Annotated in this window: 14 protein-coding genes, 1 tRNA gene and 2 pseudogenes; 13 read left to right on the forward strand and 4 right to left on the reverse strand. The window is 58.8% G+C overall.

Going from position 1 to position 18,865, the window contains the following annotated elements; translation table 11 throughout:
- Window positions 1-74 precede the first annotated feature (74 nt).
- From ACVWXW_RS05290 to ACVWXW_RS05305, 4 genes are all read left to right on the forward strand, one after another.
- The gene (locus ACVWXW_RS05290) at window positions 75-518 is read left to right on the forward strand and encodes a 2TM domain-containing protein (RefSeq protein ID WP_011434035.1); all 444 of its coding nucleotides are present in this window, start codon (window positions 75-77) and stop codon (window positions 516-518) included.
- Between the two features lie 120 nt (window positions 519-638).
- Window positions 639-709, forward strand: a tRNA-Gly gene (locus tag ACVWXW_RS05295).
- A 776-nt stretch (window positions 710-1,485) separates the two neighbouring features.
- Window positions 1,486-2,487 (forward strand): ABC transporter substrate-binding protein, encoded by a 1,002-nt coding sequence (locus tag ACVWXW_RS05300; RefSeq protein WP_414357554.1) that lies wholly within the window; start codon window positions 1,486-1,488, stop codon window positions 2,485-2,487.
- Window positions 2,488-2,548: 61 nt separating this feature from the next.
- Complete coding sequence (locus ACVWXW_RS05305) at window positions 2,549-4,189, forward strand: ABC transporter permease (RefSeq protein ID WP_414342291.1); 1,641 nt, start codon at window positions 2,549-2,551, stop codon at window positions 4,187-4,189.
- Between the two features lie 22 nt (window positions 4,190-4,211).
- Here ACVWXW_RS05305 and ACVWXW_RS05310 read toward each other — a convergent pair whose 3' ends face one another.
- Window positions 4,212-4,898 carry a hypothetical protein gene (locus ACVWXW_RS05310; RefSeq protein WP_457403081.1) on the reverse strand — a complete coding sequence of 229 codons (687 nt, stop codon included), beginning with the start codon at window positions 4,896-4,898 and terminating at the stop codon, window positions 4,212-4,214.
- A 189-nt stretch (window positions 4,899-5,087) separates the two neighbouring features.
- Between ACVWXW_RS05310 and ACVWXW_RS05315 the strand changes: the two genes are divergently transcribed.
- From ACVWXW_RS05315 to gndA, 5 genes and pseudogenes are all read left to right on the forward strand, one after another.
- Entirely contained in the window at window positions 5,088-6,440 is a 1,353-nt protein-coding gene (locus ACVWXW_RS05315; protein ID WP_414342295.1) for an ABC transporter substrate-binding protein, read from the forward strand.
- A 111-nt stretch (window positions 6,441-6,551) separates the two neighbouring features.
- Window positions 6,552-7,754 (forward strand): carbohydrate ABC transporter permease, encoded by a 1,203-nt coding sequence (locus ACVWXW_RS05320; protein ID WP_457384170.1) that lies wholly within the window; start codon window positions 6,552-6,554, stop codon window positions 7,752-7,754.
- A gap of 162 nt (window positions 7,755-7,916) precedes the next feature.
- Entirely contained in the window at window positions 7,917-9,140 is a 1,224-nt protein-coding gene (locus tag ACVWXW_RS05325) for an alpha/beta hydrolase family protein (RefSeq protein WP_457387885.1), read from the forward strand.
- Between the two features lie 429 nt (window positions 9,141-9,569).
- Window positions 9,570-9,743, forward strand: a pseudogene (locus ACVWXW_RS05330) (pentapeptide repeat-containing protein); the annotation flags it as partial.
- A gap of 94 nt (window positions 9,744-9,837) precedes the next feature.
- Window positions 9,838-11,256 (forward strand): NADP-dependent phosphogluconate dehydrogenase, encoded by a 1,419-nt coding sequence (gene gndA / locus ACVWXW_RS05335; RefSeq protein WP_457403082.1) that lies wholly within the window; start codon window positions 9,838-9,840, stop codon window positions 11,254-11,256.
- On the opposite strand, the gene ACVWXW_RS05340 is transcribed toward gndA, so the two are convergent.
- From ACVWXW_RS05340 to nadC, 3 genes are all read right to left on the reverse strand, one after another.
- Entirely contained in the window at window positions 11,253-12,746 is a 1,494-nt protein-coding gene (locus tag ACVWXW_RS05340) for an L-aspartate oxidase (RefSeq protein ID WP_457403083.1), read from the reverse strand. The two genes, gndA and ACVWXW_RS05340, sit on opposite strands and share 4 nt — an antisense overlap.
- Before the next feature lie 29 nt (window positions 12,747-12,775).
- Window positions 12,776-13,864 (reverse strand): quinolinate synthase NadA, encoded by a 1,089-nt coding sequence (gene nadA / locus ACVWXW_RS05345; RefSeq protein ID WP_414342299.1) that lies wholly within the window; start codon window positions 13,862-13,864, stop codon window positions 12,776-12,778.
- Window positions 13,865-14,062: 198 nt separating this feature from the next.
- The gene (gene nadC / locus ACVWXW_RS05350) at window positions 14,063-14,920 is read right to left on the reverse strand and encodes a carboxylating nicotinate-nucleotide diphosphorylase (protein WP_011434043.1); all 858 of its coding nucleotides are present in this window, start codon (window positions 14,918-14,920) and stop codon (window positions 14,063-14,065) included.
- Window positions 14,921-15,094: 174 nt separating this feature from the next.
- Between nadC and ACVWXW_RS05355 the strand changes: the two are divergent.
- The 4 genes and pseudogenes from ACVWXW_RS05355 to ACVWXW_RS05370 all read left to right on the forward strand — a co-directional run bounded on the left by ACVWXW_RS05355 (window position 15,095) and on the right by ACVWXW_RS05370 (window position 18,773).
- A pseudogene (locus tag ACVWXW_RS05355) lies at window positions 15,095-16,337 on the forward strand (RNA-guided endonuclease InsQ/TnpB family protein).
- A 38-nt stretch (window positions 16,338-16,375) separates the two neighbouring features.
- Entirely contained in the window at window positions 16,376-17,233 is an 858-nt protein-coding gene (locus ACVWXW_RS05360) for a hypothetical protein (RefSeq protein ID WP_414349815.1), read from the forward strand.
- Between the two features lie 28 nt (window positions 17,234-17,261).
- The gene (locus tag ACVWXW_RS05365; RefSeq protein WP_414413414.1) at window positions 17,262-17,567 is read left to right on the forward strand and encodes a hypothetical protein; all 306 of its coding nucleotides are present in this window, start codon (window positions 17,262-17,264) and stop codon (window positions 17,565-17,567) included.
- A 27-nt stretch (window positions 17,568-17,594) separates the two neighbouring features.
- Window positions 17,595-18,773, forward strand: coding sequence for a tetratricopeptide repeat protein (locus ACVWXW_RS05370; protein ID WP_457403084.1), 1,179 nt, complete (start codon window positions 17,595-17,597; stop codon window positions 18,771-18,773).
- Window positions 18,774-18,865 lie beyond the last annotated feature (92 nt).

Below are 18,865 nucleotides of genomic sequence, written 5' to 3' on the forward strand. Positions count from 1 at the left end.
TTCATAAGGCGCAAGATCCAGCTAGCCCAAACTAAGAGATATAAAGTTTACGAAGTTATATGTAAGTCAGCCAAATGTCGGGATCCCGGTACAGCCAAGAGGACGTGCAGCAGATCCTCCAGCGGGCCATTGCCCGCCAGCCACGCCTGGGCGAGTTCACCCGCTCCCAACTGCAGGAGATGGCTGCCGAACTGGGGATCTCCCCCCAAGAGCTGGACTTGGCCGAGCAGGAATGGAAGGCCTGGCAAGAGCTGAACAGCCAACACCGAGAATTCCAGCGCTACCGCCGTCGGCAGTTTTACCAACTGCTGGGCCGCTATGGAATTGTCAACAGCTTTTTGCTGGGCTTAGACTGGCTCTCCGGTGGAGGGCTATCTTGGTCGCTGTTTATCCTCATGGGGTGGGGCTTGACCGTTGCCCTCAAGGGCTGGAACGCCTACCAAACGGAGGGTGAACGCTACGAGAAAGAGTTTCGCCAATGGCAAAGGAAACGCCAGAAAGATCTCCAGAGCAAGTAAGCCCAGCCTACCGGAGAAGTCTGTCCCGCTGATGGAGATGGATTTTTCTCCAAACTCTGAGTGGGAAGGGGCACCGCCGAGAGATGCTACCATAGATACTCAGCATCGCTGAATGCCCGTGCGGGCGTAGTTTAATGGTAAAACCGCAGTCTTCCAAACTGCTGTTGTCGGTTCGATTCCGTCCGCCCGCTTCCCAACACTGGGCAGGCCTTAAACTAAACCTCAAAACTCGCCTGCTGTAGGCCTTTCCGGGCCCAACCTAGCCCCAAGGCAACGGTTGAGTTCGGGGCGAAAAGTGTCTGCGAGGGGGGTGGAGAAGGAGCAAAGCAGGAGGAGTCTTGTGAGCTTTTGGTCTGACCGTGGCGTATCGCGGCTGGGGTGGTACTACCGTGGAAGGCGTTACCGGTTGTCGACGGGGGTGCCGGATACGACGGCAAGCCGGCGGGTGGAGTCGGAAGCTGGTTGCCTTGGTTAAGCTTCTCTAGGAGGAGCTAGATAAGGAAGACGCTTTCGGATCCCTATAGCCAAAGTACAGGGTATGTGGTTCCAAAAAGCATAGCTGGTTGAACCAAGCTGTGCTTTTTCCTCTCACAATCTGGCCGGTAATTTTTCTTAATCAGAACTTAATCTCAAAATAACCAGAAAATAACTTTTGGATGATTTTATTGAGGTATTCTGAGCTGTATTCAACTCCTAAAATAGGGGGAAACCTGGGAACCCCGAAGCCAAAGCTTCCCTCGGCTTCCTGCGAGTTTTGTGAGCGAAGTGGGATCCCTGCTACGCAGGGGGTGCTTCTATCCATATCCATGTGGTTGTGACTTATAGTGGCTGTGATAGATGTTGTCTGAAAAGCTGCAATACAGGCTTATTCTCCGGTGAATTTGGGCAATGCTCTCATTTGTGCCAGATCGGCAGTAAAGTGAGAGTAAATGCAAAAACCGATTTTGGAATGGTTAGGAGAATCACCGTGCGTCCTCTATCTTTGTTGGCGGTGCTTTGCAGCGTGGCTTTTGCCCAGCCTTTTGCGTGGGGATCCTTGAGCTCAGCCTGGGCTAAGCCTTCCGGGACGTTGCGTTTGTACACCTCCCAACCCGATGCAGATGCTCAGAAAACTGTTGCTGCATTTCGGGAAGTTTATCCAGAGGTTTCGGTGGAGATCTTTCGCTCCGGCACCGAGGAGGTGATCAGCCGCTTTCTTTTAGAAGCAGAAAAGGGCAGCCCCCAGGCAGATGTGTTGTTGGTGGCCGATGCGCCCACCTTTGAGCTGCTGAAAGCCCGCAATTTGCTGGAGTCCTACTGCAGCCCTGAGGCCAAAGCCATCGCTGCCACCTACTACGACCCAGACTGCCACTACTTCGGCACCAAGATCTTGGCCACGGTGATCGTTTACAACACGGCCAAAGCCCAGCCCATCGATAGCTGGGCAGCCCTGGCCCAGGTTCCTGAAGGCCAACTGGTGATGCCCAGCCCTACCTATTCGGGCGCCGCCGCCTACAACTTGGGGGTTATCACCCGCACCCCCGGCTTGGGCTGGGAGTGGTACGAAGCCCTGAAAAAGAACAAGGCAGTGCTGGTGCAAGGCAATGGCGCTGTGGCTCGCAACGTCGCCAGTGGCGAACAAAGCTACGGCATGGTGGTGGACTTTCTCGCCATTCGCAGCCGCAACGAGGGATCCCCAGTGGAGGTGGTCTATCCCAAGGAGGGTGTGCCATTGATTACAGAGCCGGTGGGAATTGTAAAAGGAACGCCCAACCTGGAAGCTGCCCAGGCTTTTGTGGACTTCTTGCTGTCTCAGAAGGGGCAGGAGGTTGCTGCAGGGATGGGCTATATGCCACTGCGGCAGGATGTCACACCTCCGAAAGGGTTCCCCGCCTTGAGCGAGCTGAAGATCTTAAGCGTGCCGGCGACGGAGTTGGCCGAGAGCCGCGAGGCCGACAAGGCTCGCTTTGCCAAGTTGTTTGGGGAATAGGTTGACATCAAGCTGGCCAGACGCTGGCCAAGTCTTGCGGTGGAAGGACTTGAGCAAAGGGTTGAGGCACCCCATTATCCCCTGGCTGGTGGCTGTAGCCGCCCTTGTGACTCTGACCCACGTCTATCCCCTCTGGAGGCTGCTGCAGCGGGCCTTGGGCGGCGAAGGTGAGAACATCCGCTGGTTGCTGGAAACGCCTCGCGTCCATCTGGCGCTACGCCATAGCCTTTGGGTGTCCGCGGCCTCAGCGGCGCTGGCTCTTGGGGCCGCTCTGCTGCTGGCGGTGCTCACCACCCAGACGGATCTGCCGGGCCGCGGGATCCTACGGCTGCTCTTTTTGTCTCCTCTGGTGATTCCGCCCCAGGTTTTGGCCTTGGCCTGGATCCAGTGGGCTGGGCCGGTGGGCTATCTGCAGCAGGGGCTGCGCTGGATTTTGGGAAAGCAGGGATCCCTGTGGAGCCTCTACACACCGGCGGGGATCATCCTGTTGCTGGCTCTTTTTGTGCTGCCGATTGCCTATCTGACGCTGGTGGCGGGCCTGAGCCGGCTCTCCAAGCAGGCTCAGGAGGCGGCCCAACTGGATGGGGCAAACCTGCTGCAGGTTTGGCTCTACGTCACGCTGCCTCTGTTACGGCCCTCTGTGGCGGCAGCAGCAGCACTGGCGTTCCTGGGGGCCTGGGGCAATTTCGGGATCCCAGCCTTGCTGGGGATCCCGGGGCGCTACCTGACCTTGCCCACTCTGCTGTACCAGGAGGTGATCAACTTCAGCGGCGATGGGTTTGGGCGCAGTGCGGCGCTGGCGTTGCTCTTTGGCCTGCCGGCCCTCTTCTTCTTGAGCTGGCCCCAGCGGAGTCAGGAGGGGTTGGATCCCGGCGAGGCGCCTCCGGATCCCTATCGCCTGGGCTGGCTGGGTTGGCTGCTCAGCGGGATCCTTTTCGCCGCAGCTCTGCTGGTCGTTCTTGGGCCCTTGCTGGCCATGGCTGCGACTGCCCTGCTGCGGGCCTATGGCCTGCCCCTGACCTGGTCTAACCTAACCCTGGAGCATTTCCGCATGGTTCTTTTTGATCTGGAGCGGGCCCGCCGCGCCACGCTGCACAGTTTGGGCTTGGCGGGAGGAGCGGCACTGCTCTGCAGCGGGATAGGGACGATCTTGGGCTATGCCCTGACCCGCTTGAAGGTGCCGCTGTTGGCCCTGCTCAGCTTCATCGTGGACTTGCCCTATGCCCTGCCGGGCCTGATTTTTGCTTTGTCTCTCATCTTGGTGTGGTTGCCTCCTCCCCTGCCGGGGCTGAGCCTCTACGGCACCCTATGGCTGATCCTGATGGCCTACCTGGGGCGGTTCTCGGCCCTGGCACTGCAGCCCCTGCAAGCGGCGTGGCGCAGCTTGGATACCAGCCTTGAGGAGGCAGCCAGTATTGACGGGGCCTCCCTGCTGCAAACCTTTCGCCACATCTTGGTGCCGCTGCTGGCGCCAGCCCTGACGGCGGCAGTGTTGCTGGTATTTCTGCAATCTTTTGCCGAGCTGACCCTCTCCGCCCTCTTGGTGACCTCCCGCTCGGAGACCTTTGGGTGGCTCATCTTTGGCTTGCAACAAGGGGGCTATACCCAGCAAGCGGCGGCCCTAAGTACCTTGCTGCTGATCGCGCTCTTTGCCCTGGCCGCGGGGATCCAGGCGCTGCGGCGGCATGCCAAGCCAAGCTGAGGAGGGGATCCCTGCAAATCCTTCACGGATTGGGGCCGACTGTGGTGGTGCGGCGGATCGGTTGACCTTTCAGGGTATTGCCTTCTACTGTTTTCACCCAGCCTTGCCCTGGTACAAATCGGTACTGCACATCGGTATCAGAGCCACCGAGCAGATCCCCTTGGGCATTGAAGACGCGAGTTTCCCGCTGCCAGTGTCCTGGCCCGGTCGGTGTGCTGCTCGACTCGGTGGTGTAGGTTTGGCCGCGAGCATTGTTGAATTGGCCGCTGTGCTGCCAGCCTTGCCCCGCTTGGCCCTCGATAAGGCTCGAGCTGCTGCCCACCGTCTTGCCCTCGGCGTTTTGCAGGGTGGTGCTGCCCTGCCGTTGCCAACCCTCATGTGTGTGAGTAGTGGTGTGCTGATGGTTCAGGTTCCAGGTCTGACCTTGTTGGGTAGTGACTTGGCCGGAATAGTCTCCTTCCACCCCCTGACCGGGAATGAATTGCCGGGATCCCTGGCCGGAATAGGTGCCACTACCCGATCTGCCACTTGGCCCGGTGCCAGTGTAGGTGCCGGAGTGAGTGAAGGTGCGCTCACCGCTCGGGGTCAGGGATCCAGCCGTTGGCGTGGTGGCTGTGCGAGTGCGTTGACGGGGGCGAGCCTGCGCAAAGGGAGCAAGCGCCATCAGGAGGGCAATAGCCAACAACAGGCAAAAGCTTGCATTTTTCATCTTCATTCTCATTTTTCCAGACCCCTAGAGAGGTTGTCGATCATAACCCAGGCTCAGCCTTTACCCTGTCTGACTCTGACTTTGGCCTGAAGGTTCACTTCCTAGAGGGATCCCGCCAGACATAACCTGCTCTTAATGTCGGTGCTGTAATCTCAGAGGTGCCTTTAGCGAATGCGACTGCATTTTTCTATGAACACCCGTCGTACTTTCCTGGCTGTTGCGGCTGGCCTGGTGGCTGCGTCTGCTGCTGCTCTTCTGGCTGCCGACAGCTTTGCTCAGTCTCCTGCCGAAGTCAAAGTTTGGATTGCCTTTACCGACAACCGCCTGGATTGGGCCCGCGAAAAAGCGGCAGAGTTCAACAAACAATTTCCTCAATACAAAGTTACGGTCGAAGGCTACGGCAACTATGAAGAAATTCAGCAAGCCACCGACCTGGCCATTCAACAAAATGCTGCTCCTTCGGTGGTGCAATGGTTTGAGGTGGGCACCCAGCGGGCACGGGATTTTGGTTACTTCAAGTCCATTGCCGAGGCTCTGGGCAATCGCACCGAAGTGAACGGGATCCCAGTGAATTTCGACGATTTTATCGAGCCGGTGGTGAGCTACTACACCCTGGATGGCAAATTTACCTCCATGCCCTGGAACAGCTCCAGCCCCATTCTCTACTCCAACACGGCCATCTTGAAGAAGGCTGGGATCGAAAAGCCGCCGGCCACCTGGCAAGAGCTGGAGGCTGCTTGTCAAAAGATCATGGCCCTCCCCGACGCTCCCCAGGGCTGTGTGACCTGGCCCAATCACGGCTGGTTCTACGAGCAGTGGATGGCCCAGCAGAATGCCCTCTTGGCCAACAACGACAATGGCCGTGCCGCCCGTGCCACCCAGGTCTTTTTGGACTCGGAGCCGTCAATTGCCATCGCCACCTGGTGGAAAGGGATGTATGACAAAGGCTACTACATCTACAGCGGCAAGCAGCGGGATTGGGCAGCCACCGAGCAGGCCATCCAGACCGGTACCGTCGCCATGGCCATCACCAGCAGCGCCGATGCCGCCAACATCACCAACGCTGCCAAGCAAAACAACATCGAGCTGGTCACCACCCGCATGCCCTACAACGCCGACAAGGGTTGGACGGGGAACTTGATCGGGGGAGCCAGCCTCTGGCTGGTGAAGGATCTGCCCAAGGAGGTGGAAGAGGGGGCGCTGACCTTCATGCTGTGGCTCAATAACACCGAAAATGCTGCCGAGTGGCACCAAGTGACCGGCTACTTGCCCATTCGGAAAAGCTCGGTAGCCTTGCTGGAGTCGAAGGGCTGGTTCAAGGAAAACCCCAACTTCTTCACCGCCAGCGACCAAATCAACAATTCCAAGGTGACCCCTGCCACTCGGGGGGCGCTGCTGGGGGCTTTCCCCGAAATTCGCAACGTGGTAACCCAAACCATGGAAGATCTGATGCTTAAAGGCGGGGATCCAGCCCAGGCCATGGCCAAGGCCAACCAGGAGGCCAACCGCCTTCTGGCCGAGTACAACTCCCTTTACCAGTAGCCCCAGTGTCGATGGGCCAGGGGTGTTATTGAGGGATGGGGGTGGGCGGCGGCCTGCCCCTTTCCGGGCTTTGATAAGGCTCTTGTGAAGAGCACAGCCGAGGTGAGAGGCATGTTGGGATTCGTCCAAGTGTTGGTGCCGCTGTTGGCAGGGTTGCTGGGATCCCTCTGGATAGGGCTCCGTTTTCGACGCATCGAGTGGCCTGTGCCGGTGGGGGCAGTGCTGGGGGGCCTAGCAGGAGGGCTGGGATCCCTGATTTTTATGGCGCCCCTGGATTTTTGCACTTTTGAGCCGGAGCGCAAGGCCATCGACATGGCCTTTGGCGTGGGGCTGGTGCTGGCGGGCATGGCCATTCCCCTCTGGCCGCTGTTGGCGTGGACGCAGAAGGAGCAGGAGCGCCGCCTGGGGATCCCCGGCCCAGCTGTTCAGGAGAGGGGCATCTTTAAGCAGTGGTGGCTGGCGTGGCTGCTCTTGTTGCCCACCTTCACGATCTTGGTGGTGTTTCTCTACTACCCAGGGCTGGATACCTTCCGCCTTTCCACCCTGCTCACGTTTGTGGGGGCGCCGCGCAGCCGCTTCGTCTGTGTGGATAACTTTACCGCTTTGCTGACGGATTCCACCTATCTGCGCAGCCTGGGGATTACCTTTGCCATTTCGGCGGCCATCGTGGTGCTGGGGTTGAGCGGATCCCTGTTGATTGCCACGCTGGCCTATCAGCCGATTCGGGGGGCGGCGATTTATCGGGTGTTGCTGATCTGGCCCTACGCCATCTCTCCGGCGGTGGCCGGGATCATCTTCTTTATCATGTTCAACCCCTTGGGAGGGGTGGCCAACCATTTGCTGGGCCTGGTGGGGATCCCCCGTTTAAACTGGCTCAGCGATCCCAACTTGGCCCCTTGGGTGGTGATCTTTGCTAGCGTTTGGAAGCAGATGGGCTACAACATTTTGTTTTACCTTGCCGGCCTGCAAAACCTGCCCAAGGATTTGCTGGAAGCGGCTGCCATCGACGGGGCCGGGGCAGTGCGTCGCTTTTTTGCCATCACCCTACCGCTGCTTTCTCCCATCACCTTCTTTTTGGTGATTACCAACATGACCTATGCGTTTTTCGATATCTTTGGCACCATTGACTTGCTGACTGCTGGGGGCCCTTCCGGATCCACCTCGGTGTTGATCTACGAGATCTACAAAATCGGAGTGTCTTCAGGCAATTTGGGTAGGGCTGCCGCGCAATCCATCGTCCTGTTTCTCATTGTGGTGGGGCTGACGATCCTGCAATTTCGCACCACCGAGCGGAATGTAACCTACGGCGGATAACGGCTGTCTCTGCTGCAACGCAATGATCCCAGTTCTCAGTGGGCAAGGGGAAAATCGGCTAATACAGGCTTACACCTAGCCTCACTCCACCACCTTCGCCATTCAAGGGCAGCACAATCCGTTAGTCCGCGAAAGATTCTTCCAATTCAAGGATAAACAGTTATGAATAAAGAGAAACTATGGCAGCGAAGCAAACAGCGAATCCGGTTTCGGAATGACGATATGGATTTCTATTTTGCCTGGATTCTTGCTCACCAAAACGAAGGTGGTTCGGCACTTGGCGAGTGCTTCTACACTGCTTCCCAAATTAAAGATGGTGATCCCGAAAGCTGGTACAAGGCCTGGTCAGAAATGGCCCGTCGCGTCGAATCGCAGGCGACACAGGCACTGGCAAACGGGCATCGGGTTAGTGCACGTGAAGCCTACCTGCGCGCCTTTACCTATCATCAGATGGCAGCCATCTTCGTTCGCCCGCAAGATCAACGACTGCGAGAGGGATGGCAAAAAGCACAATGGTGTTTTCGGCAAGCAGCCGCTCAATGCAAGCCGCCTATCGAACCGATCCAGATCCCGTTCGCGGGCAAAGTTCTGCCGGGTTACTTTCTGTGCGGGCATAATGAGAATCGGAAAGCACCAACGTTGATCCTGATAGGCGGTGGTGAAACATGCGCCGAAGAACTCTATTTCTGGATAGGCCCGGCAGGAGTCCGCCGGAGGTATCACGTTCTTCTGATAGATTTGCCCGGTCAGGGAAGTACACCCTTCGATGGTTTATTCTTCCGGGTCGATTCTGAACTCCCTATCAAGGCTGTCGTCGATCATATCCTCACGCGATCAGAGGTCGACGCCGAACGGTTGGCTTTATTTGGCATCAGTGGTGGTGGCTACATGGTATCCCGCGCTCTTCCATTTGAGAAACGTATCAAAGCCTGCATAGCCAGTGCTCCCATCATAGATATTTACCAACTTGTCATGGCCGAAATTCCGTCGGTACTCCTCAAAACTCCCGGTTTTTTCAGGAACACCCTTACCAGGCTGGCAGGTCTTAGAAACCCCCTGCCCGGTATTGCATTAGAGAAGTTCTGCTGGCAAGCCGGAGTAAGCACAATTTCTGAAGCGTTAGAAATGGCGCGACAAGCACGAGTTGAAAGGATAGAAGAGATTACATGTCCGGTATTGTGTATGGTTGGCGAAGGAGAGTCAGAAGCACAAATGATGCAGGCTCGCGAGTTTTACAACGCTCTCCGATGCCCTAAAGCCTTTCGCGTCTTCGTTGCCGCCGACGGTGCAGATGCTCACTGCCAGATCAATAATCTGGGCCTGATGCAGCAAGTAGTCTTTGATTGGCTGGATGAGGTTTTTGGGTATCGGGCAGAGAATCTCTAAGAGCCTATCCGAAACATCCTGGTGTGGAAGATGAAGGTCAGCGAATCTCGTCTCTTCCCCGTGCGGTGATTGGAACGAAGCGATGCTGGGGGTAACGACGACCGAATAACCACCGTGGTGCCCATTGCCCCCAACGGTGATCACTGATCAAGACTATGCATGGGTGGCTTGACGACGCAACGCACCCATATCTGCCGATAGCGGAGGGGCGGTTCGCGCACTGCCCTCCCCGATGATACGACGAGCACGGGATGCATCGATGGACAATGGGGGTTGTTGATCATGCGCCCATCCCATTCACCACTCGTCGGGGTGCACCCGTCGGGGCACGACGGTGCCGTGCCTCGACTCCATCGGCTTGCATCCGGTGATGGATTTCATCCGTCGTGACGTGACGACGAGGTATTCGGATAGGCTCTCAGAGGGGCCAAGCTCACGGGAGCCATTGCCGCACGGGCGGTTTGGCAAGGAGCGCAGATTGCCGGCGCCGATTTCAGCGAAGCCTATGTGGATCGGGCGGCAAAGCGGCAGTTGTGTGAGCAAGCTGAGGGATCCCACCCGATAACCGGCGTAACCACCCGTGAGAGTTTGGGCTGCCCTTGAATCAGGGCCGGCAAAGGTGAAGAAAACAGGATCCCTGAGCCCCGTCGGTCAGATTGGCCTCTAGATTGGGTGAGGTGTCGATAGTGCCCCAACCATGAGCAAGCCCAGCTTTGCGGTGATTGGCCTAGCGGTGATGGGGGAAAACCTGGCCCTCAACGTCGAGCGCAATGGCTTCCCGGTTGCCGTCTACAACCGCACCAGCTCCAAAACCGACCAGTTCATGCGGGAGCGAGCCCAAGGCAAACGGATCACCCCCGCCTACAGCCTGCCGGAATTGGTGCAACTGATGGAGCGGCCCCGCAAATTCTTGATCATGGTCAAGGCGGGTGCGCCGGTAGACGCGGTGATTGACGAGCTTAAACCCCTGCTGGATCCGGGGGATATCATCATCGACGGCGGCAACTCCCTCTACACCGACACCGATCGCCGTGCCGAAGCCCTCGCCCCCACCGGGATCCACTTTGTCGGCATGGGAGTGAGCGGCGGGGAAGAGGGCGCCCTGAACGGCCCCAGCCTCATGCCCGGCTGCAGCCCAGAGGCCTACCAACAACTGGAGCCCATCTTGGCCAAAATTGCCGCTCAAGTGCCAGACGGCCCCTGTGTCACCTACCTGGGGCCCAAAGGGGGCGGGCACTACGTGAAGATGGTGCACAATGGCATCGAATACGGCGATATGCAACTGATCGCCGAGGTCTATGACGTAATGCGCAGGGCCTTGAAGCTGTCGGCCTCGCAGATGCAGGAGATTTTTCAGGCTTGGAATGAAACGGAGCTGGAATCTTTCCTGATTGAAATTACCGCCAAGATTTTCCAAACCCTGGATCCGGAAACCGGCAAGCCTTTGGTGGATCTCATTCTGGATAAGGCTGGGCAAAAAGGCACCGGTTTGTGGACAGTCAAGGACGCTCTAGATCTGGGGGTACCAGTGCCCACCATTGAAGCGGCGGTGCAAGCTCGCATCCTCTCGTCGATGAAAGAGGAACGGGTGGCTGCCTCTGCCCAGTTGAAGGGGCCCGACGCAACTTTTGCAGGGGATCCCGATCGCTTTATCCAAGATCTGCGCGCCGCCCTCTACTGCTCCAAAATCTGCTCCTATGCGCAGGGGATGGCCCTGCTCAAAAGAGCCACTGTTGCCCACGGCTACGTCTACACCTTCAGTGAGATTCCGCGGATTTGGAAGGGGGGCTGTATCATCCGCGCCCGCTTCCTGGGCGAGATCCAGTCGGCCTACAAACGGGATCCAGAGCTGGTGAACCTGCTCTTGGATGAGGAATTCGAGCAGGCCATCCGGGAGCGGCAGGGATCCTGGCGGCGGGTGGTGTCCACGGCGGCTGCCCTGGGGATCCCGATCCCGGCCATCAGCGCTTCTTTGGCCTACTACGACAGCTACCGTACCGCCAACCTGCCCCAGAACCTCACCCAAGCCCAGCGGGACTTCTTCGGGGCCCACACCTTCGAGCGCATCGACAGGCCGGGCGTCTTTCACCATGAGTGGAATGCCTGTTGCCGTTAGCAATGCGTAGCATCAAGAGGTCTCCGGAAAAAAGTTGAACCGCGCACCTCCGTATGGAAAGGCTCCCCTTCCTGAGGAAAATCCTCGCGGAAATGGGCCCCGCGGCTTTCCTCCCGCAGCAGCGCCCCCTGAGCTATCAGACGGGCCAGCAAAAGCAGACTGCCTGCCTCGGCCTCTTCCCGGGTGGCCCAAGGCTTTTCCTGCAGGGGAAGTGCCTTGACAAAGGTCAGAAAAGCCCGCAGCCGTGTTCCCTCCCGCACAACGCCCAAAGCTTCCCCAACTCGATGCCTGAGAGCCGGCAGGATGTCGGGAGACGTCGCCAGAACGGGTAGCCTCTGCAGCTGTCGGGGAAAGCTCACCTCTCCCAAATCTTGCAAGGCAGCCAAGGCGGCCCGCTTGCCCATGACCAGCCCTTCCAAAAGGCTGTTGGAAGCCAAGCGATTGGCTCCGTGCAGACCCGTGGAAGCCACCTCCCCAGCAGCATAAAGGCCCGGCAGGCCGGTGAAGCCGAAAGTGTCCGTTCGGATCCCACCCATCACGTAGTGAGCCGCGGGAACAACTGGGAGCAGATCCTTCGTGGGATCCAGCCCCAAGGCGCGGGCAGAGGCAACAACGGTGGGAAAGCGCTCCTCCAGATGTTCGACGACCCGCAGATCCAGGTAGGTTCCCCCTGTCTGCTGCCGCTCCCAGAAAACGGCCCGAGCTACCACATCCCGCGGCGCCAGCTCTCCCAGCTCCGCATAGCGAGGCATAAAACGCTCCCCCAAGGCGTTGAGGAGAACAGCCCCTTCTCCTCTTACTGCCTCGCTCACCAGCGCTCCATTGGGCAAGGCCGTGGGGTGAAATTGCACAAACTCCAGATCCCTGAGAGTGGCCCCTGCCCGCCAGGCCAGCACCATTCCGTCGCCGGTGGCCCCCGGGGGAGCTGTCGAGACGGGGAAAAGGCTGCCAAATCCTCCCGTAGCCAGGAGAACTGCCCCGGCCCTCACCTCCACCGGCCCTTCAGGGCCAAGCAGCAAGGCCCCCCCTACCCTGTCCCCCGCCAGCAAAAGGCTTAGGGTTGTGTAGCCCTGCAAAGGCAGCCTGTTGAGGCGAGCCAGCAAACCTCTCAGAAGCCACAGTCCGCTCCGATCCCCCCCCAGATGGCGTACCCGCGCTTGGGAGTGGCCCCCTTCCCGGACAGGTTGGGGATGGAAAGGAAGGCCCCAGCGCAAAAGTCTCTCCAGGTGCAAGGGTGCTTCCTCCACAATGGAGCGAGCCACCTTTTCTTCCACCAGGCCGCGGCCCGCTTGCAAGGTGTCTTGGATATGGGCTTCTACGTCCGCCTCATCCACAGGAAAAGCCACCCCACCCTGCGCCCAAGGGGTAGAGCCAGAGGGAAGGGGATCCTTGCTTACCACCAGAGTTGTCGCCCCCTGGGCTTCGGCCCACAGGGCTGCGTACACCCCCGCCACCCCTGCTCCCAGGATCAACAGGTCTGTTTCTAACAAGGGCGGCGCCCCGTTCTTCCCCTCCACCTCTAGGCTCCGGCGGGCACTGCCAGCATGGCCAGGATGGAACGGCGAGCCTTCTCAGCCACCTCCTGGGGCACCTGGATCACGTAGCGCATCTCCTGCAGGGAGCGGTAAATCTTTTCCAAGGTAATCTTCTTCATGTACTCGCAGACGGCTTCTGCCTTGACAGGGATGAACGTTTTGTCTGGAGCTTCTTTCTTGAGCCGGTGAAGAATGCCCACCTCGGTGGCCACCACAAACTCGCGGCTTTCTGAAGCTTTGGCGTAGCGCACCATGCCCTCGGTGGAGAGCAGCTTGGCATCCGGTTTGAGGAAGAGACAGCTAGAGCCGCAACTGCACTCCGGGTGAATGAGGAACTCTGCTCCAGGGTGCTCTTCCACCATCGCCTTGAGGTGCTCTTCCCGGATGCCAACATGCACGTGGCACTCTCCCGGAAAGAGATCCAGCTCCCTTCCGGTTACTTGAGCAACGTGGGCTCCCAGAAACATATCCGGCACGAAGAAGATGGGGCGATCCGGGGGCAGGCTGGCCACCACTTGAACTGCGTTGGCGCTGGTTACGCAGACATCTGCCAGAGCCTTGATCTCGGCAGCGGTGTTGACGTAGGCCACCACCAGGCCCTCAGGGCAGGCTGCCTTCCACCGCAGCACATCTTGCGGGCGAATGCTATCGGCCAAGGAACAGCCCGCCTCCAGATCCGGCAGCAGCACTGTCTTTTCCGGGTTAAGGATGGCAGCCGTCTCCGCCATAAAATGCACGCCCGCAAAGACAATCACCTGGGCGCTCGTCTTTTGAGCCTCCCGAGCCAGTCCTAAGGAGTCTCCCACAAAGTCCGCCACCTCTTGAACTTCGGGGAGCTGATACGAATGCGCGAGGATAACTGCCTGCCTTTCCTGTTTGAGCCGGGCAATCTCCTGGACGATTGTGGCAGTGTTGTGTAGCAATGGGGTTTCTCCCTTCATTTTCGACTTCTTGTCGCGACAGCGTTGCGTAGCAATAACGGTTTTGTTCCTCTGGAGGCTGGACACGATCTGAGGACTTTGTCCCGCTAATGCGTTTGCAGGAGCAGCGCGCAGCAATAACGGAAAGCCCATCTCCTGGAGTTGGTCGACTCTGCTTTGGGGGGTATCTGAGCCGGCAAGAGAAGCAACCCCCAACCCAGATGCCCGGCGAAGCCTTTCGCGGCGCCCGGTTGAGCTGGAGCTGGGCTTAGGTTGTCTTCTCAAAGTAGCATCAGTCGCAACAGCGTTGCGTAGCAATAAAGCAGTGTCCAGCGAGGACTTGGCTCAGGGTCACACCACCAGCAAAGAGAGATCCAAAGCCTTGGCCGAGTGGGTGAGCGCCCCGACGCTGACGTAATTCACGCCTGCCTCGGCCACTTGCCTGGCCCGTTCTGGGGTCATGTTGCCGCTGGCCTCCAGGGGAACTCTCCCTCCCACCCGTTGGACGGCGGCCTGGGTTTCTTCCAGGGTGAAGTTGTCCAGAAGGATGAGATCGGCTCCTGCTGCCAAAGCCTCTTCCAGTTCCTGGAGATCCCGCACCTCCACCTCCACCTTGAGGTGGTGGGGAGCACCTTCCTTGGCCCGCTTGACGGCTGCCAAAACGCCTCCCGCGCCGCGGTCGCAACAGCGTTGCGTGGCAATGATGTGGTTTTCCTTGATCAAAATGCCGTCGAACAGCCCAAAGCGGTGGTTTTTGCCGCCCCCTACCCGTACAGCATACTTCTCCAGGGCGCGCAGGCCGGGAGTGGTCTTGCGGGTGTCCAGAAGCTGGGTTGAGGTTCCCCGGAGAGCCTCTACATAGGTGCGGGTGAGGGTGGCAATGCCGGACAGCCTTTGGAGAAGATTGAGCGCCAGCCTCTCCCCCGCCAGAATGCCCTTCAGGGATCCCTTGAGGTGGGCCACCTCTTGACGGACAGCCACCCTGGCCCCTTCCTCCACTCCAGGGATGAACTCCACCTGGGGATCCGCCAGCCGAAAAACCCGCTTGGCAATCTCCAGGCCGGCCAGGATCCCTGTCTCCTTGGCCAGGATTACCGCCTCACCCTCCAGTCCTGGGGGTAGGGTCAGCTCTGTGGTGAGGTCGCCGTGCCCCAGGTCTTCCCACAGCCAAGCGCAAAGGGTCTCCTCTGGTAAGTAAACTTCTTCCATTTTCGGTTTGGTTTTAGCTAGACCGCCGGGAAGCCCCGCCCTCCGTTAGTGACTAGTGGCTGGTCACTATCCACTCACCACTATCCAGGGTGAGGGTCGGGATGAAAGGCGAGGACACAATGCTTCGTCCTTACTGGTGCTATGACCGGCGTAGCAGGATTTTATACCCTCATCATGAGAACTGCTTACCAGTATCGCTTACGCCCTACTTCTAGCCAAGTTGCTCTGATGGACCAATGGCTAGACTTGTTACGGAAGCAGTATAACTATCGCTTGGCAGAGCGCTTTGCGTGGTGGGAACACAATCGCTGTGACATCAATGCTTGTCCCTTAATCTGTCACTTGCCCAAGCTGAAAGACAAGCCCGATTTCTACTCCCAGAAACGGGACTTGGTGAAGACGAAAGCCCTGTTTCCGGAGTACAGAGCAGTCCATTTGCAAGTCCTCCAGAACTGCATAGAGCGAGTGCACAAAGCATTCGACCGCTGGCTGAAGGGGGACGGTAACGGCAAGCGGGCAGGGAAACCCAGATTCAAGGGAGTTGGGCGGTATCGCTCCTTCAGTTTCCCCCAGATGAAACAAGACTGCATTTGCGGGCAGTTTATCCATCTGCCCAAAATCGGTGCTGTTCGCATAATTCAGCACCGTCCTTTGCCTGACGGTTTTGTCATCAAGACTGCTACCATCACCCGCAAGGCAGACGGGTGGTATGTGACCTTGAGCCTGCAAGATTCGTCCGTCCCTGAGTTTACTCCTGAGCCTGCAACACTGGAGAACACGATGGGGATCGACGTGGGACTAGACTCCTTTTTGGTGACCGATGCGGGGGAGTCTGTTCCAGTTCCCCAGTATTACCGCAGAGCCCAAAAGTGGTTAAAGAGACTGCAGCGAGCCTTGTCTCGCGAGAAGAAGGGGTCAAACCGCCTATGGCTAGTGACTAGTGGATAGTGACCAGTAGATAGTGAATAGTGGCTATCCACTAACCACTATCCACTAACCACTATCTCAGCGCAAAGATTTTCATGACAAAACAGCGAACTGGCTGGTAAGCAAGGGCAAACATATTGGGTACGAAGCCCTGAATATCAAAGGTGTTGCTAGAACCCGACTAGCAAAATCTACCTATGATGCTGGGTGGGGACAATTTCTGCGAATTCTGGCAGTCAAGGCTGAAAGAGCTGGGCTGAGGGCGATTGCAGTGAACCCCAACGGCAGCAGTCAAAACTGCTCTCGGTGTGGTCAAAGAGTACCGAAAGCGATTCAAGACAGGTGGCATTCTTGTTCCCATTGTGGGCTAGAACTAGGGCGCGACCACCATGCGGCCATCAACATCAAGCACAGGGCGGTGGGGCATCCCGTTCTTTTCGCGTCAGCGGGACGTAGTCCTCAAGCGCAGGAAATGTCCTTTTCGCGCTAGCGGCGCGGAGCGCTTTGCATCAGCATGAGTGCGGGAGTATGTCACGACGGAAGGTGAGGCAGATGGGGGGCTGGCTCAGGCAAAACTGGCTGTGGCAACTGGGGAGAGCCCTTGTGGCTGTTTGGATCGGCTGGGCGGAGGGGAGCGCTGCCTGGGCGAGGGACATGGCGCCGGCTGCCCCTGGAGTCTCCTCTCCCCCTACTTTGCCCATCCCTTGGGAATGGGTGTACGACTTGCAGGAGCAAGCCCGGCAGCGGCAATGCACATTGGTTGGCCTGTTGCGCAGCGATCCCTTGCCGGCGCCGGATCCCCAGTGGCAGGTGTACACACGGCTAGATTTGGTGGCCACGCCTCAGGCTGGTCGGTTGACTAGTGTGTTGTTTGCCGAGAACACCCGTACTCGGGCCTTGCAGGTTATCTATCAAGCCTCAGGGTCGGTGTACGACCCCGTTGAGGCATTGGATTTTGCCATGATCCTGCCTCTAGGCTGGCAGGGGAACACTTTGCTGGCGCGGGAGTACGAAGGCTGGTTCCAGACCGATTTGAGCTGGGATCGGGCGGTGGTCTGGCCTTTGCCCACTGGCTCGACAGGGATCCCACCGGTGCAAATCTGGGATCCGCCGCCGGCGCTGGGGTATGCGCAGCTGCTGGGCTGGGATCCCCAGGCGCGAGAGCGGGTGCTGTTTGCGGTGGCCGATAGCCTTGGAGAGATGCCCCGCTTGGTGAGCGTGGGCCCAGACCGCCAGGTGTTGCTGCGAGCGCCTGCCGTTGCCCTTTCCCCAACTCCCTCTTCTCTACAGGGGTGGCAGGAGATCCGGCCCAAGGGGGGAGAGCCTCTCTGCCACCAAAGCCGTTTTGGGCTGGAGCAGGGAGGGGAAAATGAAAAATTAAACTGAGATGCAGAAGCCTGTGGGAGCGACAACCATGTCCAAACCGGTGGTGCGGCGGGGCTGGCCTCTGGAGGCCTTTGTCGGGGATGTAATCGTCTGTACCCTAGAGGGATCCCATCTGGATCAGGTGACGGAAATCCGAGTCAGCCCGGCGGGTAAAGGGATCCGAGTCAGCTTTGGGGATCCCTTGGGACGCTCTAAGGAACCGGTGCAGGCCAGTGCCGAGCACCTGACGGTTACCTTCGAGATCGATCCCAGCACCTACCCTGGCGAAAAGCGCATTGAGCTGATCTCGCCGGCAGGGCCCAGCGATCCCCTGCCGTTTTTGGTGATGATGTAGAGGCGCGCAGAAAAGAGGAAGTGGGTCATGCCGTTTGTGATTGCCCCGACCGACGTGGGCGTGCTGGTGCTGGGGGCGAGCCTGTTGCTTTTGGCCGGGGGTTGGGCCTGGTGGCTGCGGCGGCAGAAGCGTGCTGCCTCCCCAGAATCTACAGCCGTTTCGCCGGCCCCGGCGGTTGACCCATCGGCTCTTTCGGCGGAACAGGCGGCTCAACTACAGCCCTTCGAGCAGGCGGTGGGAGATCAGCCGCAGGATCCCATTGCCTGGTACAACCGCGCCACCACCCTCGACCACCTGGGGCAAGCCCAAGCTGCCCTGGCCAGCTACGACCGCGCCCTGGAGCTGAAGCCGGACTTCCCCGAAGCCTGGAACAACCGTGGTTCTCTGCTGGACGATCTCGGTCGCCATCAAGAAGCTCTGGCCAGCTATGAGCGGGCTCTGCAACTGAAGCCGGATTTTTTTGAGGCCCGCTTTAACCAGGCCAACACGCTGCGGCAATTGGGCCGCTACGAAGAAGCCCTACGTGCCTACGAACGGGCCCTTGCCCTCAGCCCCGACAGCCCGGAAACGTGGTACCTGCACGGGCTAACCTTAGCCTCTCTGGGGCGGTGGCAGGGATCCCTAATCAGCTACGAGAAAGCCCTCGCCATCAACCCCGTCAATGCCCAAGTTTGGCAGAGTCGGGGCCTGGCTCTGTTTCACCTAGAGCGCTACGTCGATGCTCTGGCCAGCTACGAACGAGCCCTGCAACTGGGCTCCGAATCGGCCTCTCTCTGGGTCGGCCACGCCCTTGCCCACCACCGCCTCGGCAACCCGATGGAGGCCCTCAACAGCTACGACCGTGCCCTGGCGCAAGATCCCAAACGCCCTCAGATCTGGGTGCAGCGCGGCCTGGTTCTGATGGACTTGAACCTCTACGAGCTGGCCATCCAGAGTTTTGATCGGGCCCTGCAGATGGATCCCGACAATGCCGAGGCTCACTACGCCAAAGCCTGCTGCTACGCCTGGGAAGGCCAAGTGCCTCAGGCCCTACAAGCTTTGGAGCAAGCCCTACGCCTGCAGCCGGAACGCTACCGCCCCTTGCTCTCCTCTGAGCCCTATTTCGACCTCATTCGCGAGGAGCCGAGTTTTGCATCCTTTTTGGCAGCCCTTGCCGGCACGGATCCCCCCAAGAACCCCCCGCCGCTGTCACGAACAGCCTCTTGACGTTCTCACCTCCCAGAAGGAGAGGAGAGGCTGGAATGCACAGGCTGTTTCACCGCCAACCTGACCCAATCACCAATAACCACGAGAGCACG

Source organism: Thermostichus sp. MS-CIW-30, assembly GCF_054058015.1.

Bases quoted from the DNA above. Each gene is read 5' to 3' on its own strand.
- ACVWXW_RS05290 (WP_011434035.1), top strand. From the start codon at position 75: ATGTCGGGATCCCGGTACAGCCAAGAGGACGTGCAGCAGATCCTCCAG.
- ACVWXW_RS05310 (WP_457403081.1), bottom strand. From the start codon at position 4,898: ATGAAAAATGCAAGCTTTTGCCTGTTGTTGGCTATTGCCCTCCTGATG.
- ACVWXW_RS05315 (WP_414342295.1), top strand. From the start codon at position 5,088: ATGAACACCCGTCGTACTTTCCTGGCTGTTGCGGCTGGCCTGGTGGCT.
- ACVWXW_RS05320 (WP_457384170.1), top strand. From the start codon at position 6,552: ATGTTGGGATTCGTCCAAGTGTTGGTGCCGCTGTTGGCAGGGTTGCTG.
- ACVWXW_RS05325 (WP_457387885.1), top strand. From the start codon at position 7,917: ATGAATAAAGAGAAACTATGGCAGCGAAGCAAACAGCGAATCCGGTTT.
- gndA (WP_457403082.1), top strand. From the start codon at position 9,838: ATGAGCAAGCCCAGCTTTGCGGTGATTGGCCTAGCGGTGATGGGGGAA.
- nadA (WP_414342299.1), bottom strand. From the start codon at position 13,864: ATGGGCTTTCCGTTATTGCTGCGCGCTGCTCCTGCAAACGCATTAGCG.
- nadC (WP_011434043.1), bottom strand. From the start codon at position 14,920: ATGGAAGAAGTTTACTTACCAGAGGAGACCCTTTGCGCTTGGCTGTGG.
- ACVWXW_RS05360 (WP_414349815.1), top strand. From the start codon at position 16,376: ATGTCACGACGGAAGGTGAGGCAGATGGGGGGCTGGCTCAGGCAAAAC.
- ACVWXW_RS05365 (WP_414413414.1), top strand. From the start codon at position 17,262: ATGTCCAAACCGGTGGTGCGGCGGGGCTGGCCTCTGGAGGCCTTTGTC.
- ACVWXW_RS05370 (WP_457403084.1), top strand. From the start codon at position 17,595: ATGCCGTTTGTGATTGCCCCGACCGACGTGGGCGTGCTGGTGCTGGGG.